Consider the following 22,523-nt stretch of genomic DNA (forward strand, 5'->3'; position numbering starts at 1 on the left):
TATATCTCATCTAAAAACTTGATTTTAAACATATAGTTTTTAGATGAACTTTGCAGTCTTAAATTTAAAATTAAACCTACTGCAAATTGAGTTTTTTAAATAACTACATTAACTATTTTAAACAACTATACCGCATTGCATTTATTTGTAGTGTACTTGGGTTACTTCTATTTGTAATAGATTTTGGATACGATAAATCTTCACAATTACAGTACATTTTTAATATCTATTATTTTATAGTTATAGCATTAGGTATACTAGCCACAATACTGCGTTATATTAAACGCCATAAAACTATAAAACTTGGTGTACTTATTTTTGATAGCCTAACCATACTTGTTACCCTTACTATTTTATATGCCCACTTTTTAGGAGAAGAAGCACACAAACATATTTCTTTTTTATATAATGACAATTGGGTTAAATTTGCCATTATACTAACCTTTATAAGAGAGTTTTCTGAACAGAACGTAAACTATAAGCGTACTGTATTTAATCCTGCACAGCTCTTTATAATTAGTTTTTTGGGGATTATTTTTATGGGTACATTATTACTAATGCTACCCAATGCAACCTACACTAGCATTTCTTTTTTAGATGCTCTTTTTACAGCCACAAGTTCGGTTTGTGTTACGGGCTTAATTGTAGTAGATACAGGCAGTTATTTTACAACATTTGGGCAATCTGTAATCTTATTTTTAATACAAGCTGGTGGTATTGGCATACTTACAGTGGCTAGTTATTTTAGTTATTTTTTTAAAGGTGGCGCTAGTTATGAGAACCAGCTCTCTTTAAGTGATATTACTGGCTCATCTAAGTTAGGAGAAGTCTTTTCTACCTTAAAACGTATTTTAATAATTACATTCTCCATAGAAATATTAGCCACATTATTAATTTATACTAGTGTAGATAAATCTTTGTTTAGCTCTTTTTTTGAACGTTGCTTTTTCTCGCTATTTCATTCGGTTTCTGCATTTTGTAATGCTGGTTTTTCTACGCTACCAAATAGTCTTTATCAAACAGGATTTAAAAACAACTATATGCTTCACAGCATTCTAATGGGTTCTTTTATATTAGGAGGGTTAGGGTTTCCTATAGTTGTAAATCTAATTAAGTATTTAAAGTACTTTTTTGTTAGAAAACTGTTTTATTTATCGGGCAAAAAAGAAACTCATAAACCTTGGGTTTTAAACATAAATAGCCGTATTACCTTGGTTACTACAACAGCCCTAACTATTGTAGGTACAATTATTTTTTATAGTAACGAATACAACAATACACTAAAAGAACATAGCGGAATTGGAAAATTTGTAACAGCACTTTTTGGTGCTGCCACACCTAGAACGGCAGGCTTTAACACCATAGATATGTCTGCCTTAAACTTTTCTACCATAATGCTTATCTTTTTACTAATGTGGGTTGGTGCATCACCTGCTTCTACGGGTGGTGGTATAAAAACGAACACATTTGCCATTGCAACACTTAACTTTTTAAGTTTAGCAAAAGGAAAATCTAAAATAGAAGTATTTAGAAGAGAAATAGCTGAAGTATCTGTACGTAGAGCCTTTGCTGTTATCTCTTTATCGCTTTTAGTTATAGGAACAGGAATAATTATGATTTCTATTTTTGATAATGATAAAAAGCTACTAGATATAGCTTTTGAGTGCTTTTCTGCATACAGTACAGTAGGTTTAAGTCTTGGTATTACAGCCAAGTTAAGTGCTGCAAGTAAGGTTGTTATTATTGGTATTATGTTTATTGGTAGAGTAAGTATGCTTACACTCCTTATTGCATTGGTTAAAAAAACCAAACAAAGAAATTACAAATACCCAACTGAAGAATTGACTATAAATTAAAATAAGATGAAATATATAATTGTAGGCTTAGGAAGTTTTGGCTCGTCTTTAGCCATAAAATTAACAGAAAAAGGTAACGAGGTTATTGGTATAGATACCAATATGGGTCGTGTAGATATGTACAAAGAACGTATCTCTCATTGCATTTGTATGGATGCTACAGATGAGCATACAGTATCTGGTTTACCTCTAAAAGATACAGATTTGGTTGTTGTTGCAATTGGCGAAAACAAAGGTGCTAATATTATGGCTACTGCCTTATTTAAAAACTTGCAAGTAAAACGATTAATAAGCAGAGCTATAGACTCTTTACACGAAAAAGTTTTACACGCTATTGGTATTGATGAAATTGTACATCCTGAAGAAGAATCTGCCGAGAGGTGGGCTAAAAAACTATGTTTAAAAGGGGTTTTAAACTCTTTTGAGCTTAATGATGACTTTAGTATTGTAGAAGCTGTATTACCTCCAGAATTTGATGGCAAAACAATTAGAGAAATAAATATTAGAGAAAATTATAATTTAATTGTTTTAACTACAATTTCTAACAAAGAAGTAAAAAGTATTATAGGTAAAACTAGAAATATTACAAAAGTAAAAGGTGTTGCTAATCCAGATAACACACTCTACTTAGATGATATTTTAGTCATTTACGGCAGCAACAAAGACATAAAACGATTTTTGAATTAACTACTTTTTTATGCGTAATCCCGTGCCAAAATAAACAGTATTCTTTTTATCTACAGTAGATACCTTATCGTTGTTTTTATCTCTTAGTTCTGCAGACTCCATAAGTACGCCAGAAAAGTTACAAAAAAACTCTAAATGTTCTTTAATCTTATACTCGTATCGTAAACCTCCTAGAATAAGTGAAACATTAATTTTCTTAGCTAAATCTTCTTCATTATTAACTGGTAAACCTTCTTGTATATTGGCAGTAAAACCATCTAATTCTGTCACCAATTTTAATCTAGATTTTTTAGAAATATGATATTGTAAATTAGACTTTGGGACTCCTAAATTATAAGACCACTTTGGGTGAAACTTACGGTAATAACTTATAAACGGTAGCGGAAAAGAAATACCCCTGTTTTGCGAATAAGAGACTCCAACTATTAAACGGTAGGGTTTGTCTATTGTAGTATCGTCTCGTTTATCATTAATAAATACTACATCTCCTGCAAAAACAGCATCTTCAAAAGTAATTTTACTACCTAAATTAGAACTAAAACCCGGTGTAAAACGTACTCCCAAACGCCAATCGTTTTTTAGTTTTTTTATATATGCCAGATTAAACTCTAGCATTTGAAAATCCTGAATAATATCTGTATTAAATTTTACTATATCAGAATCAAAAGACATTTCTATATTACTATAATCTAATCCTAATAGTAAATAATTGCTGTTTTTTAGCTCTATTGGATAATTAACAGCTGCACGAATACGACTATAACCAAAATTAGAGCTTCCTCTTGGTAGTAATTTATATTCTACTCTTGCAAAATCGGAAATCTGTGCAGACACGGTTACAAAACATAATAACATTACAAACAACAGACTTTTATTCCTCATTCAAATTAATTAAATTACTACTAAGATCTATAAAACCTTACAAAGTTATCAATAATAAATGATTAAGTATGTTTGTATTTACAACTGATTACTTATTAAAAGCAACATTTTAACAAATTCTATAACAATAACTACGCAAGTTTATAGAAAAGATAAAAACAAGAGTCTTACATAAAGTAATTACCAAACATTAAATGACAAGCAATAAACCCTATAACAGCTAAAATAATTCCAATTAGGAATACGTGAAAAGAAGCTCTAAGCAATTTAAATTTTCTATCAATGGTTTTCCCTAAATGATAGGTATCTTTAGCAATAGCTTTGTAAAGATCGTCTCCCTTGTACATTAAACTAGTAAGTTCCTCTGTATATTGCTCCTCTTCCATTGTATTAAAATTTCCGTAGAATAATAAATTATTGGTATTCTTATTTCCGTGTGTAAGCTCTGGTCTTGTTGCAAATACAGCATACCCAATAGAAATTAAGTTTGTAAATAACATAATACTTGCCGGAAATATAAGATGAGGGTCTTTATCTAACTGGCTAAGTACAGTACCTAAAATTATAGAAAGAATAAGTGCGTTAATAGAAATAAGAATATTAGATTTTCTATCAATCATTGTGTTTAAAGTGTACTGATTTTTAGACACCAAACGAAACAATGTTTCTGCACCACGTTCAGAACGTGGCTCTACTTTTAAAAGCTTTTTCTTAAGCTCTTTTAATTTTTCTTTATCAATCCCTAACTCTTTAATTAGTTCTTTATCTATACGTTTATCCTCTTTCTTAGTATCAGTCATTTTTATTTATAAAGCTATTAATTGGTCTTTTAAAAAATCTGGCATTTTTATATTAAAATGGTCATAAACCGACTTTGGAATTCCTAAATCTGCTACAAACACTTCTACTGCACTTGGTAATTTTTCTAATATAGTTTTAGGAGCTGCCAAAGTCATTACTTGGTTTGCTTTAAATCCTGTAAGTTTACCATCTTTAGAAATACCCACAGGAATATCTAAAGAAATTTTAAAGGCTGATGATGCATTTGCTACTTCAATTTTATTAGTAAATACAGCTGATAATGGCAGTCTTTGAGAGAAACCCAAATAGGCATCTACCCAAATATCTGTTTTCTTTGGAATGCCTTCTTTTGCACCAAACAATAACGCTCTTTCTAATTGTGCCTTGGGTAATTCTTTAGTGATAGAAACCGCTAAATCTAAATTAACATTAAAACCCCAAGCAGCAAGTCTACGCGCGGCTACTAATCCGCCACCTCCATTGTTTCCATTACCAACACCTATAGTAATAACTGAGCCTTTTGTTGCTTTTTTAGCCACTAGCCTAGCCAATTGTAAACCTGCATTTTCCATCATTAGAGCAATAGACAAATTGTACTTTTCTAAAGCCCAATAATCCATTTCTTTAAAAGCATCCAAAGAAAGACTGCTTACTTGCATACTTATTTTTTATAGGTGTTTATAGCTTCAATAAAAAACTGAATCAATTCTGTTTTGCTTACTCCAGAAGCTGGTAAAACTGCTCCTTTAAAGCCTTCATTTTTCCATTCACCTATAGAAAGTGCATCAAAATTTGAAGTATCTAATCCAGAATGACCTTTATATCCACTAATATAAAAATAATGCTCGTTAACCATACTATCTGGCACAGCCAAACCAAAACCTATAGCTATATCCGCAGTTAAGCTGGCATAAGCTCCAGAATCAAAATGATGCGGCCAAATACGAACGGTTGATTCCAATTCTGTTTCTTTTAGTGTTTTCTCTATACTAATCTGCGCTAAAGTTCTTAACCCTGCTAATTTTTTTAATTCTGATGCTTCTAGTTTATAAGTAAAAGAATCTTCAATTGAATAAGGCAAATCGTAATGAAAACCATACGTATATTTCTTACCCAAAAAAGTCTCAGCAGAACTAACCAACCACTCTAATACTTGTGTATGTGTTTTACCATCTAACAAAAAAGAATCTTTCGTTTTAGCTGAAATCCATTCTAATGAAAACGTTTTATAATTTAAAACAAGTACATCTCCGTTTACAGATAATGGGTGAGTTTCTAGTTGTTGTTTATCTACTAAAAAGCCAAGGTTTGTATGGCTATCATCATCCTTTTTATCAACAAAACTTATTCCTGCAGCAGCTAAATATTGTGCCGCTAAGTGCATCATTTTTTCCATTTTTGTATCTTTTTAGGCGTTAATACCAGCGTAGTTAATTCCTGTTAGTTTATGCATATCATAATTAAAAGTAGATAAATCATCAAAGTTAAATTTAGAAACATCATCGTGACCACAGGCTCTTGCTACTACTTTTATTAAATTGTTTGTTGCATCAAAATAATTGTGTAATTGCTTTGCCGAGGAGTCAATAATTAATCTACTACGTAACGATTCTTTTTGAGTGGCAATACCAACCGGACAGTTGTTACTACCGCAGGCACGCATACCCAAACAACCAATTGCCTGTAAGGCAGAATTAGATACTGCAATGGCATCTGCGCCTAACATCATAGCTTTTGCAAAATCTTCAGCAATACGTAAACCTCCTGTTATCACTAAGGTTACATCCGTAGCGCCTACTTTATTTAAATATTTACGAGCTCTTGCTAAAGCCGGAATTGTTGGGATGTTTATGTTATCTCTTAAAATAGTTGGAGCAGAGCCGGTACCACCACCTCTACCATCTAAAATAATATAGTCTACGCCTACATCTAGTGCAAACTGTATGTCTTTTTCTATATGACTTGCTGCAATTTTAAACCCTATTGGAATACCACCGGTACGTTCTCTTACTTGTGCTGCAAAATCTTTAAAATCTTCAACTCCGTGAAAATCTGGAAAAGTAGCAGGTGATATTGCTGTTTCACCCTCTTTTAAGCCTCTAACCTCTGCAATTTCTTTACTTACCTTAGAACCTGGTAAATGTCCGCCAGTTCCTGTTTTAGCTCCTTGTCCGCCTTTAAAATGAAACGCCTGCACATTGTCTAGCTTATCCCAAGAAAAACCAAATTTTGCTGATGCTAACTCATAAAAATACTTGCTATTGCTTTCTTGCTCCTGGGGTAACATACCGCCTTCTCCAGAACAAATGCCTGTACCAGCCAATTCTGCTCCTTTAGACAATGCTATTTTAGCTTCTCTAGATAATGCTCCAAAGCTCATATCACTAACAAATAAAGGGATATCTAAATGCAATGGTTTTTTAGCTTTAGGGCCAATAATTACTTTGGTTGCTACATTTTCTTCATCTAACAAAGGTCTACTTGCTAATTGTGCTGGTAAAAATTGAATATCGCTCCATTTTGGTAACGTATTTCTATCTACTCCCATAGAGGCCGAAAACCCGTGATGCCCTAAATTCTTTAACCCGTTGGTAGCTAATTCTTTTATATACCCAGTGTACGGTTCCGTTTCTTCTGGGTGTGTATCTGCGTAAGCGCCTAAATATGCATCTCTATTAAATGGTTGTGGACTATCTACCAAATAAGCATCTATCTCTGCCTCATCTACAAAAAGACTATCTCCTTCTATTTTTGTGGTAAACTTATGTAATACCTCAGCATTATTATACTCAGACACTCCAGTATCAACTCTATAATCCCAACCGTGAACACCACAAATAAGATTATGACCGTCTACGTGACCATCTGACATTAAAGCTCCTCTGTGCAGACATCTACCGTACAATACAGAAATATCGTCATCAAACTTTACTATTACTAAATCTAAACCATTGACTAAAGCGTGTTCTGGTTTTTTATTTTCTAAAGAGTTTACTTGGGCAATTGCAATTGGTTTTTTCATAGAATATGTGGTTGTGGCTGTTATTAGTGGTTATTCTTATATTGCTTAAATTACAAAAAGGATATAATATTGGACGAATAAATGATAGAAGCCTTTCAATACTAAAAAAACAAATCTTACATAAATAACAAAAGCACCGCTTATGCGATGCTTTTACTATTGAATAACCATTATAATAACTTTTTATTTAGCTATAAAAAACAACTTAAGACAGTTCACCAACCTTCGCATATTCCTTAACAACACTAGTAAAAAACTGTATTGCTTTGTCTTTCTCTACCTTTTTTACAGGTAATACAGCTCCTTTAAAACCATTGTTTTTCCACTCACCTTCTGTAAGTATCTCCATATTAATTGTTTCTACGCTTTTACCTTCTTTATACCCACTTATATAAAAATAATGCTCATTAACAACTTCATCTGGTATAGCCATACCTAGTCCTAAATCTAACTTACTATTTAAACTAGCATATGCACCAGTATCAAAATGATGTGGCCAAACCCGAACCTCTGACTTTAAGTTTAACTCTTTTAGAGTCTCTAATATTGTAGATTGTGCTACTGTTCTTAAAGAAGCTAATTCGCTTAATTCTGATATATTTAATTCGTAAATAAAAGAATCATCTATAAGATTCGGTAAAGCGTAATGAAATTGATATTTGTATTCTTTACCTAAAAAAATCTTAGCGGAATTATGCAACCACTCTAATGCTTGTAAATGTGTTTTATCTTCTAGAAAAAAAGAAGCACTAAATTTAGGTGAACTCCAATCTAGAGAAAACGTATTATAATTTAAACAAAGTACATCTCCGTTCGTGGATAAAGGATGTGTTTCTAATTGTTGATTTCTTACTGAAAAGCCAAGGTTAGTGTGACTATCATCTGCCTTTTTTTCAATAAAACTTATTCCTGCAGCAGCTAAATATTGTGCTGCAAAATGCATTATTTCTGTCATTTTTTATAGTTTTAGGCATTAACAAACAAAGAGCTAAACTCTATTGCATTGCAGGCTATACAAAACCTATCGCTCTATAATTCAATAAATTATACTCTTTTAAAGATACTCAATTTAATTTTTAACCTCAACTATATTCTTATTACATCCCTACATAAACTACTATTTTAATAGTTCTTTTGCATTAATTGCTTTGGTATAATTAGCTTTTATAGTAGGGTGACTGTTAAAAAACTTTTTGCTGTTTTTACGCTTTAAAGTAACCTCTACATTACCATCTGAGTTTGTATTAACAGCTGTAACCACAACAGTTAAATTTTTTAAACTCTTATAGTTTGCTAAACCTCCACTTTTTATAATAAAGTTTTTTCTTGGTAAGACTAAATGTTGATAGTTTGCTGCAGAAGCTGCTCCTATTTTAAGTTCTGTACCTATTTTAATTTCAGAATTTAAAGGTGCTGTATTTGCGTGTAAAACAACTGCTAAACACAAGCTCATTACTAGTGATATAATTTTTTTCATCTTTGTAAAATTTATCTTTCAAAATAATAAATTATGCACTAAAAGGCTACCATTTTATATTTACTTTAACATAAATAAAGCACCGAAACACGGTGCTTTATTAAAGATTTGGGGGAAACTATACGTATTTTTATTTCGCAACAATTATAAAGTCAGATCTTCTATTAATTAAATGTTCTTGTTCAGAACACTTAACACCGTTGCTACATTTATTTTTAAGTCTTAATTCGCCAAAACCGTTGGCGCTTTCTATACGGTCTATATCTATTCCTTTAGACACTAAATACCTTCTGGTAGATTTTGCTCTATCATCAGACAATTCTAAATTATAAGCATCTTTACCTCTAGAATCTGTATGCGATTCTATTTTTATTTTAGTATCTGGAAATTCTCTTAATACAAAAAGTACTTTTTCTAGTTCTATCTCTGCTCTTGGTGTAATATTAGATTTATCGTAATCAAAATAAATAGGTTCTACATTTATCTTTTCTACATTATCTTCTTTAACTATTAAGCTCTCAAAAGGAGTTAAATACACCTTATTGTTAAAAGATGGCTCTTCAGGGTTTTCTTTAGTTGTAATGGTAACCGTTTTTTTAGAGTACTTATCTTTAGCAAAAACTATTTTACTGGTATTATTACACGGTAAAACAAAATTGTAATAGCCATTTGTATCTGTTTTACTGTTTTGCAGTAATTTATCATCCTCATCATAAATAGCAACAGTAACTCTCTCTAATGGTTCTTTAGTAATATCATTATAAACATTTCCAGAATATTCTAAACAGTTTATAGGTTTTGCTCCTTCAAAATGATAAATATCATCATCTCCCATACCGCCATAACGGTTAGACGCTATGTAACCACTGGTAGATGCCATTTCTCTGATAAATGAAAAATCGTCCATATTACTATTTATAGGCTCTCCCATATTTAGTGGCAATGAATATTCTCCTTTAGGTAAAATTTTAGAAGCAAAAATATCTAAACCACCTAAACCATAATGTCCGTCTGATGAAAAATACAGTTCTTCTTTATCTACAAAAGGAAACATTTCTCTTCCTCTGGTATTTACAGTAGGCCCTAAATTCTCTGGTTTAGAAACAACATCTCCAGAAGCAGATAGTTCTACCACATAAATATCACTATCTCCATAACCACCATCCATATTAGAGGTAAAGTATAAAGACTTACCATCTGCGCTCAATGCAGGGTGTCCGCAAGAATAATTTTTACTATTAAAACTTAAAGACATTACATTTATAAGCTTATTATCTGCTATTGTTCCTTTTAATATTTGCATATTAGACAGGCCATCTGCATTGGCATTAAGTTTGTTTTTTTTGATAAAATTACGTGTAAAATATACAGTTCTTCCATCATTAGAAATAGCAATTGTTGCATCATGGAAAGTAGATTCCATATTCTCTAAAAACTTTTCTGGAACAAAATCTTCTTGCTTAGGATTTGTAAAATACAAGTCTAAATATGGCTGCTTGTTCCAAGGATATAATTTGCTAGATTTAACTGTATCTCTTGCAGATGCAAAAACTAAACCTCTAGAATACATTGCAGGTGCAAAATCTGACTTTTGACTATTAAAAGGCATATTTTTAATAGTGTATTTTGGTTTTGTCTTAGAGATACTATCTAAATACGCCTTTTGCAACATAATCATTTTTAGCTTTGTTGGGTTGGTGTAGTACTCTTTTAAAAGCTCATCTGCTTTTTCTACTTGCATACTAGCTTTTAAGCTTTGCACCAATTTTATGAGGTTGCTCTCTCCTATTTGTTTTCCTTTTATTGCATACAACTTACTGTACCATTGTTCTGCATTTTGATAATCGTTTATATTAAAATAACTATCTGCTAAATGCTGAATAACGTCTAACGATGGTTTCTTTTTTTCTGACGCTATACTTGTGTAAACTTTAATAGCTTCACTAAATTTAAAATCATCAAAGAAATCGTTTGCTCTCTCTTCTTTACTTTGTGCTACAGATAATGAAGCAAAAAGTATACTTAAAATGAATAAACTTTTTTTCATATCTATATTTTTAAAAGAATCTTGGTGATAGTGCTCTCTTTTTTGAATTGAAAACACTGTACTTTAAAATAATCTCATGAGAACCGTTATTGTAGTCTCCTAAATCTGTTAAAGAATAATCGTAAGCATAGCCTAAGAACAACTCTTTAGTGATATGAAAACCTGCTAACGCACTAACTGCATCATCATAACGATATGCTGCTCCTAAACTAAATTTTTCATTTATTAGAAAATTTCCAGAAACATCTACTGTTACTGGTGCTCCAGATACGTGTTTAGTTAATATAGATGGTTTAAACTTTAAGTTTCTAGACAAATCAAAAACATAACCAGCCATAGCATAATATTGACTTTTACGGTCTGTTACTATATCATCCTTATCATTATAGATTTCAGAATTAAAAAGGTTTTGCGTAGATAAACCTGCATACCATTTTGTACCATACATAAAAGCTCCTATTCCTAAAACAGGACGTACATCTTTATTGTTCTGGTTAAAAATTGGATCTAAATTATTTGAATAACTACCCTTAGACCAATCTATGTTTAAAATATCTAAACCGGCATTTAAACCTAAAGATAATTTTGTTGTGTAACCTAACGGAAGCTCATAAGCAAAGTTAGCATTAACTACTATGTTGTTAGATGCTCCTAGTTTATCATTAACAGCACTTAAGCCTACTCCTATTCTCTCCTTTAATTTTCCTTGTATAGAAAAAGACTGACTCGTTGGTGCACCATCTAAACCAACCCATTGTGAGCGGTGTAATAATGTTGCTTCTAATTTGCCTCCTGTTCCTGTATACCCAGAGTTTAACGTCATTGTATTATACATATATTGAGTATACTGCGGGGCTTGCTGTGCATTGACTATACTTATACTGCATAGTATAACTACTAGCACTAAATGCTTTATATTTTTGGTTAAGTTCATTTTAATATTAATTTGGGGTTGTCGTCTTGGTTAGGTTTATCTTGCTAATTGTATCCAGCCTTTTAAAGTTCTGTTTAGCTCTGGAATAGCAAGGGTATAATAATAGGTTCCTGAAGGTAAATGGTTTCCTTTACTTAACACACCATTTACGTTTGCAACACCATTCCAATCGTTTTTATAATTAACAGTTTCAAAAACTCGGTTTCCGTTTCTGTTAAATATTTTTAATGTATTAGACGAGTAATCTTCAATACATTTAACTTCAAAAAAGTCGTTGTAACCATCATTATTTGGTGTAAACTCGTTGTAAACAAACAAACAAAACTCTTCACCTAAAACTTCTCCACAAGAAATTACAGCAACCTCTAGTGTGTTTTCTGTAGATGTGCAACCAGCTGCATTGTCATAAGAAACAACAACCGAAGTATTTTGTAGATCGTCCCAGGTAACAGTAATAAAACTATCTGTACTTGTACCTCCTTCTGTAATTGTACCGCCAGCAACTGTCCATACATAATTTTGCTTACCAGATTCTGTTGTATACATATAAGAATCTTCTAAACAAGCATCTTCAAAAATACCAGTAATAGTTGCTACTTCTTGTTCTTCAACCAAAACAGTAACAGCTAACCTTGTTGTACTTTCACAACCGTTTTCTGTATTAGCAACATAGTATGTAGTGCCATCTACTAAAGCCGTAGAAGGATCTAACATTGTACCATCTGTAGCACTATCGTAAAAAATAACACTAGATTCGTTTACTTGTATGTCTGCTACAACTGGATTATTAGCTACACAAAAAGTTTGAGTTTCATTTATTGTAGTTGGTGCAGGTGTATTTAAAATTGTAACCGTTACTGCTATACGTGGTAAAACAGATAATGGAACATTTAACAGACCTACATAATATGTTCCTCCGTCTACTAAAGGAGCATTAACATCTAATTCTGCACTACCTAAAAGACTATCAAAAAACAACACATTGTTTCCGTTTACGTCTAAATCTAGTAGTGTTACATCATCTGAAGCACAAAAAACCTGATTTAAATTATCTAGTATAAAATCTGGAATTACAACAGTAATATCATCTGTACTAGTACAAAGTCCGCCTGAAATAAAAGCCTCTAAAATATTATCTATGTCTGATAAAAGGTTAATACCATCTACAGCTACACTAAAATCTAAATTAGCATCTAGTATACCTGTGTAAGTTTCTCCATTTACTGCTAAAGTAATCTCATCTCCTGGAGATGCATCACCCGTTACAGAACCAGTTACATTTGTTGCTGGATTACCTTGAAAAATACTAATTAAGCTAGGTAGGTTAATAACAGAATCTAAAGTAACACTTACTGCATCTGTAGAGTCTACAATAGTTACAGGTACAGCTTTTACATCTCCAGGTGCGTTTGTACAACCAGCAGCAGTGTCTGTAGCACCTACATAAAATGTATAAGGACTATTAACTTCTGTTAAACCACTAACAGTTAGTACACCGTTAGCGTCTATGTTATATGTTGCTCCGTCTAAAACCATACCATCTGTAATAGGCATAGTTTCATTAGCGTCTAAAAACCAATTAAAAGTTAAATTATTAGAACTAGAAGGAACTAAAACAACATTGTTTTGTGAACAAATAGGATTATCGTTACCAACTACAGTTATATCTGTAGCTGTTGGTATTGCTGCTACTGTTACAGGAACTTCTACTCTAGGTGATTCTTCTGTACAACCAATATGCGCAGCTGCAACATAATAAGTTTGATCTGCATTTAAAACGGGTGTAGTGTAAGGATCTCCAGAGTTTACGGTTGCAAGTAAATTACCTCCAGTTTCTGCATCATACCAACGTAGCTCTGTTGCTGTACCGTTAGACTCTGCTATTAAATCTACTGTAGAACCACTACATATATTTACATCTGTAGATGACGCAGCAAGCTCTGGCTGTTCTGGAGCTCTAAAAATATCATAAATACGTAACTGCTGACCAACAGCTACATTTAATAACGATTCTAAATTTACGGTAACTCGGTCTACAGCTCCTCCTGGATTAAAAGCAACAATTGCATTATCTCCGTTTTCTAACAGACCTAATAAGTCTACATCTAATAAACTAGATAAATCTCCAGAGAAAACATTTTGCACACCATTTCTAGCGCTTACGTCTACATTGTTTAGTAAACCTACATTTATTAATGAAGGATCTGCACCTAAAATAATATAAACATTATCATTGGGGTCTGAATCCGTATCATAATATACCGTTTGTTGCATATTAGCAGCAACACCAATAATACCTAATCCTAATTCAGAATACGTAGTTGGGTCACCATCTATTGCTAAATGTGGATCTTTTACTCCTGCGCCTCCAAGATCTAATAGATCTAAAGAAACACCATTACCACTAAAAGAAGTGTAACTTGGTAAGCCACAAGCACCAGCGCCTGTAGTATAATACGTTTCGTAAACACCAAGTTCTCTAGTATTGCCTAAGCCTATTAAAGAACCCATTCTGTTTTCTATACGTATTCTATTGTATTCTTGTTCTGGGGTTACTGCTAAAAAATAATCGTTGTTTTTATCTGTTACTACGCGTACATCATCTGTAGAGAATCCGTTTACAGCATTAGATTGTTTTTCTAAAACAGTAACAGCATCATTTTGTGCTAGTACAGAAAATTCCTGATTTCCTAGAAGTAGAATACCTGTAATTTCTGATAACAAACCACCTAAACTACCACCTAATAAACTAGGTAATAGATCATCTTCTGTTTCAATTTTTGTAAAACTAGTAGTGTTGGCTGGTAAATTTGCAGGATACTCTAGATCTAAGTGACCACTGTAAGCTCCTATACCTGCAAGAACACCAGATCCTGCATTAATGTCCGCTTTAGTGACTAAATCACCATCAACTGCATTAGTTGCGTTATCTACTCTACTCTCATTTGCAACTACAGTTGCATACGTTTTTGTTTGTGCCTTTAAATTTGTGGCAAATATGAGGACTATTGCTACAAAAATGAATTTAATTTTTTGGGGTAAAATTAGTTCCATACAGTATAATTTTGGTTAAGTAATAATTTGGTACTTTTATAACGTAACCTTTGCTATACGTATTTTCCACTTATTGCATTTACTCGACGAAATACACCCCATTTCGATGAAATACACATAATTTTAAGACTTTGAAGATAATTTAGCTATTCAAAACTTTTATTAATAATAACGCAATGTTTTAAAAATTAACTATTTATATGTTTTTGTAACAAAAAAAACTCTTTTAAAACAATAAACATTGCTTTAAAAGAGTTGTCAAAAAGAGGTTTTTTTAATCTAAAAAAATCTTATTTGTAATATAATTGTGTAAAGTATAATTTACCGTTTTCATCTGCTTTAATATTAATAGCAGTATAAGTAAAATCACCTTCCATTACTTTCTTATGTGTTGGACTATTAATCCAAGCTTTAACAACACCATTTGCAGTTTTAAAATCTTTAGCTAAATTCTCTGATACAAAATCTGCATTTGCCTCTACAGCTAAATTAGATGCACGTAAATTAAAGTTATCGTGGCTAATTTTACCTTCCTCAATCATATAACTATTATGCTCTGCTGCAAAGTTGTATGCTACTTTACCATATTCTAAAGTATTTAAACCTTGAGATGCTCTGTACTCGTTAACTAACTCTATAACTTCATTTTCTAAATCACTAGATGTATTAACCTGTGCATATATTGCATCTTCTTGCTCAATACTTTCTGTAGTACAAGAAGTCATTGTGATAAATAAAGCTAATAATCCTAAAGTTAAAAAATTAAATTTTGACATCGTAATAAACATTTGTAGGTTAATTCTGGGACAAAGTTACCACGGATAAAAAGCTAAATATTCAAGAATCAATTGAATGGATCCTTTTGAACGTTGAAATGCAAAAAAGTGTCCATTAGACCGTTTTAAAAAAAACAGAGAAAATTTTTCAACCTAGAAACGTGCAGATTATCTAGGGTTAGTCATATTTTATCAATCTATAAAAAAGTTAAAAGGAGAATACATTTTTGTTCTACATACTTATTTAGCTACTTTTAGTTTTTAACTTCAACAATAAAATAAATAACTATGAAAAAGTTGTTCCTTGTAAAAGCTTGTTTACTTACTACCTTTATATGTATCACACAAAAAAGCATTAGTCAAGATTTAAAAATTGCTGTAGATACCACAGTAGTAACAAACCACTCTGCTACAATAAACAATACTAAACTTACCTATTCTGCCACTACTGGTACACAACCAGTTTGGGATAAACAAGACAATGTGGTTGCTACTTTATTTTATACCTATTATAAAAGGACAAATGTTAACAAAGGAGAAGAACGCCCCTTGGTAATATCTTTTAATGGTGGTCCTGGATCTGCATCTGTTTGGATGCACATTGCTTATACTGGACCTAAAATTTTAAATATTGATGACGAGGGTTACCCTGTACAACCTTATGGTATTAAAGATAATCCGTATTCTATTTTAGACGTAGCAGATATTGTTTACGTAAACCCTGTTAATACGGGTTACTCTAGAATGGTGGCCCAAAAAGAAGGGAAAATGCCAGACCGCAAACAGTTTTTTGGTATTAATGCAGATATTAAATACTTGGCTGCTTGGGTAAATACATTTGTTACACGTAATAATAGGTGGCAATCTCCTAAATATATTATTGGTGAAAGTTATGGCGGTACCCGCGTGTCTGGTTTAGCATTAGAACTGCAAGAGTCTCAATGGATGTATTTAAATGGTGTAATCATGGTATCACCAGCAGATTATAAAATATACAACGCAGACGGACCTTTATCTTCTGGTATAAACTTACCTTATTTTGCTGCTGCTGCTTGGCATCATAAAATGTTACCTGCTGCTTTACAACAAAAAGACTTGTTAGAGGTATTACCAGAAGTAGAACAATATACTATAGACAAGCTTATGCCTGCCATTGCAAGAGGTGGTTTTGTAACAGATGCCGAGAAGCAAGCTGTTGCAGAAAAAATGGCGTACTACTCTGGTATGTCTAAAAAAGCAATTTTAGACCATAACTTAATGGTACCTACTTCTTTTTTCTGGAAAGATTTACTGCGCAATAAAAGCGGACATACTATTGGCCGTTTAGACTCTAGATATTTAGGTATAGACAAAATGGCTGCTGGTACAAAGCCCGATTATAATGCAGAAATTACCTCATGGTTACACTCTTTTACACCTGCAATTAACTTTTACCTTAGAGAACACTTAAACTTTAAAACAGACCTTAAATACAATATGTTTGGTAATGTACACCCTTGGGACAATAGCAATAATAATGTTAGAGAAGGTTTGCGCAAAGCAATGGCAGAAAACCCATACCTAAAAGTATTGTACCAAACTGGTTATTATGATGGTGCCACAACCTACTTTACCTCTAAATATAGTATGTGGCAAACAGACCCTAGCGGAAAACTAAAAGACAGATTTACTTTTAAGGGCTACAGAAGCGGACATATGATGTACTTGCGTAAAGAAGATTTAAAATCTGCTAACCAAGATATAAGAGCTTTTATTAAAAACAGTGCTGCTAATGGTAAAGCAGCTAAGTATTAGAGTTTGTAGTGATATTAAATAATTTTAGTTGGTTTAACGGCACAAGCAAGATGCTTGCGCTAGCGGGGACTTTTAAATATGATAACAATTAACGATAGAATTTCTGATAAATTAAAGAGTACTGATATTTGGATTCAACATATTAGTGATGATGAGAGAAATTTAAAGACAATGGGTTTGAATTTTAGATTCTTGGAGGTGGACTTAGCTGTCAAATCAATTAATGATAAAGATTATATGCAAAGTAAACTACATTTCTATTTAGCATCACTTCTTGACAAAATGAGAGTTGAAAAATTTAATGATACATTATTTGATTTTGGACTTCCTTATATTGTCTACCCTATTTTGAGCGATAATGAAATTTTAATTGAGACGTATTCGAAATTAAGATATAATGCTTGGGGGCGAATGCCCAGTATGAATGAAAACGTGTTAAAAGGAAAAGATGCTGTTTGGTGTAATACAGTTCAATTTTTTATGGTTAATGATGTCCAAGGGATCGAAAGAAATCTAAATATCATTGAAACTTTAACGCTCTCTAAACTACCAAATAATAAACAAGAATTAAAAATCGATTATGATTTTTATAAGGCTCTTTTTAACCAGGACAAAGGGAAATGTGAGGAACTTTTAGAGCATTTGGTAAGTCCTAAAATTCATAAGAAAAGAAATATTAATGATGTTTTAGCTCAATATGTTTCACAACCTGCATTAGGCTATGCAAAATTAGCTTGGCGTTTAGGTATTGAAGTTGAAGTTAACTCTCCGCTCATTCCAAAAGAAATATTACCAATTGAGCCTTTAGATAGTTATGAAATACCTTATAATTTTTTAAGACAAGAATCAATATAAAAACAAAAATCCCCACTAGCGCGAGCGTCACGCTCGTGCCGTAAAGAGTAAGCAAACAAGAAAAATGCTTGCGCTAGCGGAGGACTTTTTTAATGCCAATAGCTTAAACGATATTACACAATGGCATATTTTTGAACAAGTTTTTACGCAAAGTGATTTAAAAAATATACTGTCTACAACAAAAGCTAAAGATGCGTTAAAAGAATTAGCTAAAATTAATAAACTTCAGGAATTTTTTCCAAATGAAGAAATAAGCTCAATAGATCATTTTATAAATAAAATAACAGAAATAAATGTATTTGAAACAATCTATAAATAATATTAGTAATTTTTACTTAAGTTATAAGTGTATATATTTATTCACAAAAAAAGATATTTTAATCAAATATGATGATAAAAATATATGGAAGAAAAACATTGATACACAACATTTACTTTTTGAACATAAAAATTCAATTTTTATTTATACAAATTACAAAAAAATCGAAAAGTTAAATAGCCTAAATGCTAAACTAATTAAAAAAATTGAGGAAGATATATTTCCTATAGAAACTATAGAGGATAAGTTATGGGTTGAGACTTCAATTAATAATGAGTATCGTGTTTCTTCAGTGACATTAGATGATTTTGAAGTAGTTAATCATACAAGTATAGGTAATAAAAGAGTTAAGAAAATAATACATAATACATTTCTTTCTAAAAATGACACAGATATAAACTGTTATTATTTAGATACAGGAAAAGAAGTGTGGAGTTTTAACTTTCAACAGTATACTAAACAAATTAACAATCACTTAATTTCTAACGAGTTATTAGTAATAAATAATTTGTTGTTTTTATCTTTTGCAAATAGCAGTTTAAACGCCACAGGAAGTATTATAATAAACACAGATACTGGTAAAGTACACAAAGAAATACCTAGCCTTAAAGGCTTTTTATATAATAACAATAACAAAGAAGTTATTGCTACTTCTGGCATTTTTAATAACATACAAACGTTAAGTATTTTTAATTTAGATACAGAGGAGTGCAAAACAATAACGCTAAACACTATTTTTCCTGCTAATAATTGGAGTATTAAACACCAATCTAGTGCTATTCATAATAATAAATTATACTTAGCTATACAGCAAGGAGAAACCTTAATAGCCAGTATATTGGCTGTCTTAGACCTTAAAACAAATAAGATTATAGATTATTATGAACTCTTAAAAGATCCCAAAAAAATTTCTAATGAAGATAACTGGTATCATATAGATAAAATTAAGGTAAATGATAGTATGATTGCTGTATTGACAGCAGGTGGAACTCTTCATATTTTTGAGAAAGAAGAAACTGATTTAATTTAGTTAGATGCCCCGCTAGCGCGAGCGTCACGCTCGTGGCTTAAAGAGTAGGCAAATAAGCAAAATAGTTGCGATAGCTGAAGAAACTAATTTACTATAATTAAATAAAAAAATAACTCTTAAAAATTATCAGTATCAGCTTAATAGCTACAAAACCCTTACCATTGTTAATAAGTAGTGCTTGGTAGTAAAGCAAAAAAGGGATAATCGTTCTATTTTTGCGATCTCTTTGTAAAATAAATTATGCGATATTTAGAAGTTGGCGATAAGCTTTTTAATGTAAAACGAGATGGTTTTAACGACTTTGCACGTTACTCTTTCTCTGAGGTTGTTTCACTTACCAAAACCTTAGCTGTTTTAAAAAACGGAGTAAGATTGGTAAATCAGCCTCGTAAATCTTACATTATTAGTGATGTTGGCTATCCGGTTTCTAAAAACAAAGGAGCACATTGGCATATTGTTACCATTGAAGCTATTAGAGATGCACAAGTAGAAAATGCCAAAATTGAGGCTTACGATTGGTTTCAAGAAAAAGAGTTTTCTTTAAAAGAAATTATGTTTATTCATAGAAAGTTTAAAGAGTTAGAAAAGCATTTAGAATAACCTAAATGCTTTTTTAATTTAACAATACACTGTTTAGGCTATTTCTTTTCGCCATTGTAAAAGTGTCTTTACTAATAATACACTTACAACTCCCATTAATGCTAGTATTAGTATTTCTGATATGTTAGAAGCCTCATAAGCTATAGCTGTTATAAAGTGGTATATATTAAAAATACCTAATAAAATTGCCCAAATTATAGAAGTTAATCTAAACCATTGTTTAGATACTTCTAAGGTTGCTATGCAAAAAAGCATTGCTATGCCTTCAAAAAATATACGGTACAAATGGTGATCTACTGGTACATCTCCTGTAGCACCTTCTATCATTAAACTCTCATTATAATACACACCAAATAAACCGTAAACGTGGTGTATAATAAAGCCTACTACTATTAATAGCCAGAATATTGAAATTTTTGTTCTCATAAATTTTATTTTTTTAGATTGATCTTCTTCAGTTTCTAATTGATTTTCTTGTTCTTTTCTTTGATCTAAAACTGTTTTCTGGTATTCTGCTACTAGTTTAGCGTGGCTAACCTTTGGTACTTTTCGTTCTATTTTAAAATAAACAGCCAACGCAACTGATGCTAATACCAGCCAAAAGGCATCTATTGTAAAAACATCTAATTGGTTATTTGCAAATGTTTTCCAAAACCAGTTACCAGAAACCAAACCATTAACTATTGGTATTAAAAGTCCTAAAATACTGCCCCATAACAAGCTGTATTTGTTAGTAATGTAATTGTCTCTTTTGCTTTTAAAGTAAATGGTTAACAATAGCCAACCTACAAAAAACACTACATATAAAATAGTTTGTCTGCTAGCATCTAAGTCTCTTGGTATTAGTTTAGATGCTATAAATGATAACGCAGTTATAGGAAACATACTTAAACATATGGCCAAGTACACGTGCCCTACTCGCCTATTGTACAATTGCTTTGCTGCAGATATATTTTTTTTGTTACGTGCCTCTAGCCAAATAAGTACTCCAGATATAATTACAAAACAAGTGATTAATGCTAGTATAAAGTATATTACCTTTAAGTACATACCACCAAAATCTCCAAAATGTAGTTTACGTATGGTAAGCTCTACATCCTCTACATAACTGTTTACATATGGGCTTTTTTCAGATTCGATAGTATTGGTTGCCATTTTATAAACGACTCTTCCGTTGCCTAAAAACTTCTCTTTAGAGCCTAATAAACCATCAACCTGAAACATCATATTAGATGCTCCGTAATTCTTAATATAAATTTGCTGTGCTGTAAAGTTTTCCCATTTTTTATCGGCCTTAGCCATAAAAGAATTTACATCTAAAACAGTATCCATTTTTTCTTCTAACGGATAAGTTTTCATCATTGGACGTATGTCTTCTAATAACTTTTCTTGGTTATTATTATACACATAATTTGCTGGCAACAACACAAAAATAGACATACATAAAAAGCAACTAGTTACAGCATATATAAACTGAAAAGGAAGTCCTATTACACCTAACGCCGTGTGTGCATCTGTCCAAATTGTTTTAAGCTTTGTTTTAGGTCTAAATATGAAGAAATTAGAAACCATTTTTTTCCAATGTACAATTACACCTGTTACAATGGCAAACAAAAAAAAGAATGCTACAAAACCTGCTATATAAATACCTATCGTTGGTAGTTGATGAAAAAAATGCAACCTGTACAATAGCTCACCTACACTGTAAAAAGAGTAATACTCACTTATTTTATAGCTTTCTTGATCTGCATAAAAATAAGTAGGTTTATTGGGTACATTAACAATTGTGGTGTCTTGTGAGTCCGTTAACTGTACGTATATTTCTTTTTTAGCATCTGCTGGTATTATGCGTATGTCTCTACCATAAAGTGTATGGCCTTCTGCTTCTATACTTTTTATAAGCCTATTAAAATCTATATCTTCAGGAGCTAAAATTTCTGCTGTGTTTCCTTTTTCCCAAGCAGTAATTTCATCTTTAATAAGCGCAAAGGCTCCTGCAAAAAATATAATATATAAGGCTACACTAATTACAATACCACTAACGGTATGTGTATGAAAAAAAACATTGTAATTACGTTTACTCATTATACTAAAGGGGAATTAAGTTTTCCAAAATAAATAGCAAAACTGCAGGCTATAATTAAAACCAAATATAACGCCCAAGCAAGCCAACCGTTTTTAAACAGAAAAGGAATAATCATAAATACCCCCCATACTATAAAAATAGAATACATAGATGTTGCTAATACTATTTTGGGGTTTGGCAACCATAATGCTAATGCAATATGCAAAACAGAGGCTAGTATATAACCGCCTAAAATACCTGATGATATTTTTGCAAAATGTTGCCAAGGGCTTGTTGTTAAATATTTAGAATTTGCTGGCATAG

At 31.7% G+C, this 22,523-nt stretch carries 20 protein-coding genes; 7 read left to right on the plus strand and 13 right to left on the minus strand.

The genetic code is table 11. The features are described 5' to 3' along the window. Nucleotides 1–86: 86 nt before the first annotated feature. On the plus strand, nucleotides 87–1,856 hold the full coding sequence (locus BT107_RS04520; protein WP_072302550.1) for a TrkH family potassium uptake protein: 1,770 nt from the start codon (nucleotides 87–89) through the stop codon (nucleotides 1,854–1,856). A 6-nt stretch (nucleotides 1,857–1,862) separates the two neighbouring features. Further along, entirely contained in the window at nucleotides 1,863–2,543 is a 681-nt protein-coding gene (locus BT107_RS04525; RefSeq protein WP_072302551.1) for a potassium channel family protein, read from the plus strand. Here BT107_RS04525 and BT107_RS04530 read toward each other — a convergent pair whose 3' ends face one another. The 11 genes from BT107_RS04530 to BT107_RS04580 all read right to left on the minus strand — a co-directional run bounded on the left by BT107_RS04530 (nucleotide 2,544) and on the right by BT107_RS04580 (nucleotide 15,536). After that, a complete protein-coding gene (locus BT107_RS04530) occupies nucleotides 2,544–3,425 on the minus strand; it encodes a DUF6268 family outer membrane beta-barrel protein (protein ID WP_139254273.1) in 882 nt (293 codons plus the stop codon). A 167-nt stretch (nucleotides 3,426–3,592) separates the two neighbouring features. Continuing rightward, entirely contained in the window at nucleotides 3,593–4,225 is a 633-nt protein-coding gene (locus tag BT107_RS04535) for a Pycsar system effector family protein (RefSeq protein WP_072302553.1), read from the minus strand. Nucleotides 4,226–4,231: 6 nt separating this feature from the next. Next, nucleotides 4,232–4,885 carry an NAD(P)H-hydrate epimerase gene (locus tag BT107_RS04540; RefSeq protein ID WP_072302554.1) on the minus strand — a complete coding sequence of 218 codons (654 nt, stop codon included), beginning with the start codon at nucleotides 4,883–4,885 and terminating at the stop codon, nucleotides 4,232–4,234. A 2-nt stretch (nucleotides 4,886–4,887) separates the two neighbouring features. Continuing rightward, nucleotides 4,888–5,613, minus strand: a complete 726-nt coding sequence (locus BT107_RS04545) for a hypothetical protein (RefSeq protein WP_139254274.1) — start codon at nucleotides 5,611–5,613, stop codon at nucleotides 4,888–4,890. Between the two features lie 21 nt (nucleotides 5,614–5,634). Next, nucleotides 5,635–7,248 (minus strand): glutamate synthase-related protein, encoded by a 1,614-nt coding sequence (locus tag BT107_RS04550; RefSeq protein WP_072302556.1) that lies wholly within the window; start codon nucleotides 7,246–7,248, stop codon nucleotides 5,635–5,637. Between the two features lie 205 nt (nucleotides 7,249–7,453). Further along, the gene (locus BT107_RS04555; RefSeq protein WP_072302557.1) at nucleotides 7,454–8,203 is read right to left on the minus strand and encodes a hypothetical protein; all 750 of its coding nucleotides are present in this window, start codon (nucleotides 8,201–8,203) and stop codon (nucleotides 7,454–7,456) included. 162 nt (nucleotides 8,204–8,365) lie between these two features. After that, entirely contained in the window at nucleotides 8,366–8,725 is a 360-nt protein-coding gene (locus BT107_RS04560; protein WP_072302558.1) for a hypothetical protein, read from the minus strand. A 130-nt stretch (nucleotides 8,726–8,855) separates the two neighbouring features. Beyond that, nucleotides 8,856–10,772, minus strand: a complete 1,917-nt coding sequence (locus tag BT107_RS04565; protein ID WP_072302917.1) for an OmpA family protein — start codon at nucleotides 10,770–10,772, stop codon at nucleotides 8,856–8,858. A gap of 10 nt (nucleotides 10,773–10,782) precedes the next feature. After that, nucleotides 10,783–11,706, minus strand: coding sequence for a PorP/SprF family type IX secretion system membrane protein (locus tag BT107_RS04570; RefSeq protein WP_084639115.1), 924 nt, complete (start codon nucleotides 11,704–11,706; stop codon nucleotides 10,783–10,785). A 36-nt stretch (nucleotides 11,707–11,742) separates the two neighbouring features. Continuing rightward, nucleotides 11,743–14,760, minus strand: a complete 3,018-nt coding sequence (locus BT107_RS04575) for an Ig-like domain-containing protein (protein WP_072302560.1) — start codon at nucleotides 14,758–14,760, stop codon at nucleotides 11,743–11,745. A gap of 290 nt (nucleotides 14,761–15,050) precedes the next feature. Next, a complete protein-coding gene (locus BT107_RS04580; protein WP_072302561.1) occupies nucleotides 15,051–15,536 on the minus strand; it encodes a CAP domain-containing protein in 486 nt (161 codons plus the stop codon). A 288-nt stretch (nucleotides 15,537–15,824) separates the two neighbouring features. Between BT107_RS04580 and BT107_RS04585 the strand changes: the two genes are divergently transcribed. From BT107_RS04585 to BT107_RS04605, 5 genes are all read left to right on the plus strand, one after another. Next, complete coding sequence (locus BT107_RS04585) at nucleotides 15,825–17,330, plus strand: S10 family peptidase (protein ID WP_072302562.1); 1,506 nt, start codon at nucleotides 15,825–15,827, stop codon at nucleotides 17,328–17,330. A gap of 78 nt (nucleotides 17,331–17,408) precedes the next feature. After that, nucleotides 17,409–18,185 carry an immunity 49 family protein gene (locus tag BT107_RS04590; RefSeq protein WP_072302563.1) on the plus strand — a complete coding sequence of 259 codons (777 nt, stop codon included), beginning with the start codon at nucleotides 17,409–17,411 and terminating at the stop codon, nucleotides 18,183–18,185. A gap of 64 nt (nucleotides 18,186–18,249) precedes the next feature. Then, complete coding sequence (locus BT107_RS04595; RefSeq protein ID WP_072302564.1) at nucleotides 18,250–18,504, plus strand: hypothetical protein; 255 nt, start codon at nucleotides 18,250–18,252, stop codon at nucleotides 18,502–18,504. Further along, nucleotides 18,479–19,534: a hypothetical protein gene (locus BT107_RS04600; RefSeq protein WP_072302565.1), complete on the plus strand. Its 1,056-nt coding sequence runs from the start codon at nucleotides 18,479–18,481 to the stop codon at nucleotides 19,532–19,534. Before BT107_RS04595 ends, BT107_RS04600 begins: the two co-directional genes overlap by 26 nt. A gap of 240 nt (nucleotides 19,535–19,774) precedes the next feature. Next, on the plus strand, nucleotides 19,775–20,134 hold the full coding sequence (locus tag BT107_RS04605; protein ID WP_072302566.1) for a pyruvate kinase: 360 nt from the start codon (nucleotides 19,775–19,777) through the stop codon (nucleotides 20,132–20,134). A gap of 33 nt (nucleotides 20,135–20,167) precedes the next feature. On the opposite strand, the gene BT107_RS04610 is transcribed toward BT107_RS04605, so the two are convergent. Both BT107_RS04610 and BT107_RS04615 read right to left on the minus strand, forming a co-directional pair. Then, entirely contained in the window at nucleotides 20,168–22,219 is a 2,052-nt protein-coding gene (locus BT107_RS04610) for a PepSY-associated TM helix domain-containing protein (protein WP_072302567.1), read from the minus strand. Next, nucleotides 22,219–22,521 (minus strand): hypothetical protein, encoded by a 303-nt coding sequence (locus BT107_RS04615; protein WP_072302568.1) that lies wholly within the window; start codon nucleotides 22,519–22,521, stop codon nucleotides 22,219–22,221. The genes BT107_RS04610 and BT107_RS04615 overlap by 1 nt, the downstream gene beginning before the upstream one ends. Between the last annotated feature and the right edge of the window lie 2 nt (nucleotides 22,522–22,523).

Origin of the sequence: Cellulophaga fucicola (genome assembly GCF_900119145.1) — a bacterium.
In the GTDB taxonomy this organism is placed as follows: Bacteria; Bacteroidota; Bacteroidia; order Flavobacteriales; family Flavobacteriaceae; genus Cellulophaga; species Cellulophaga fucicola.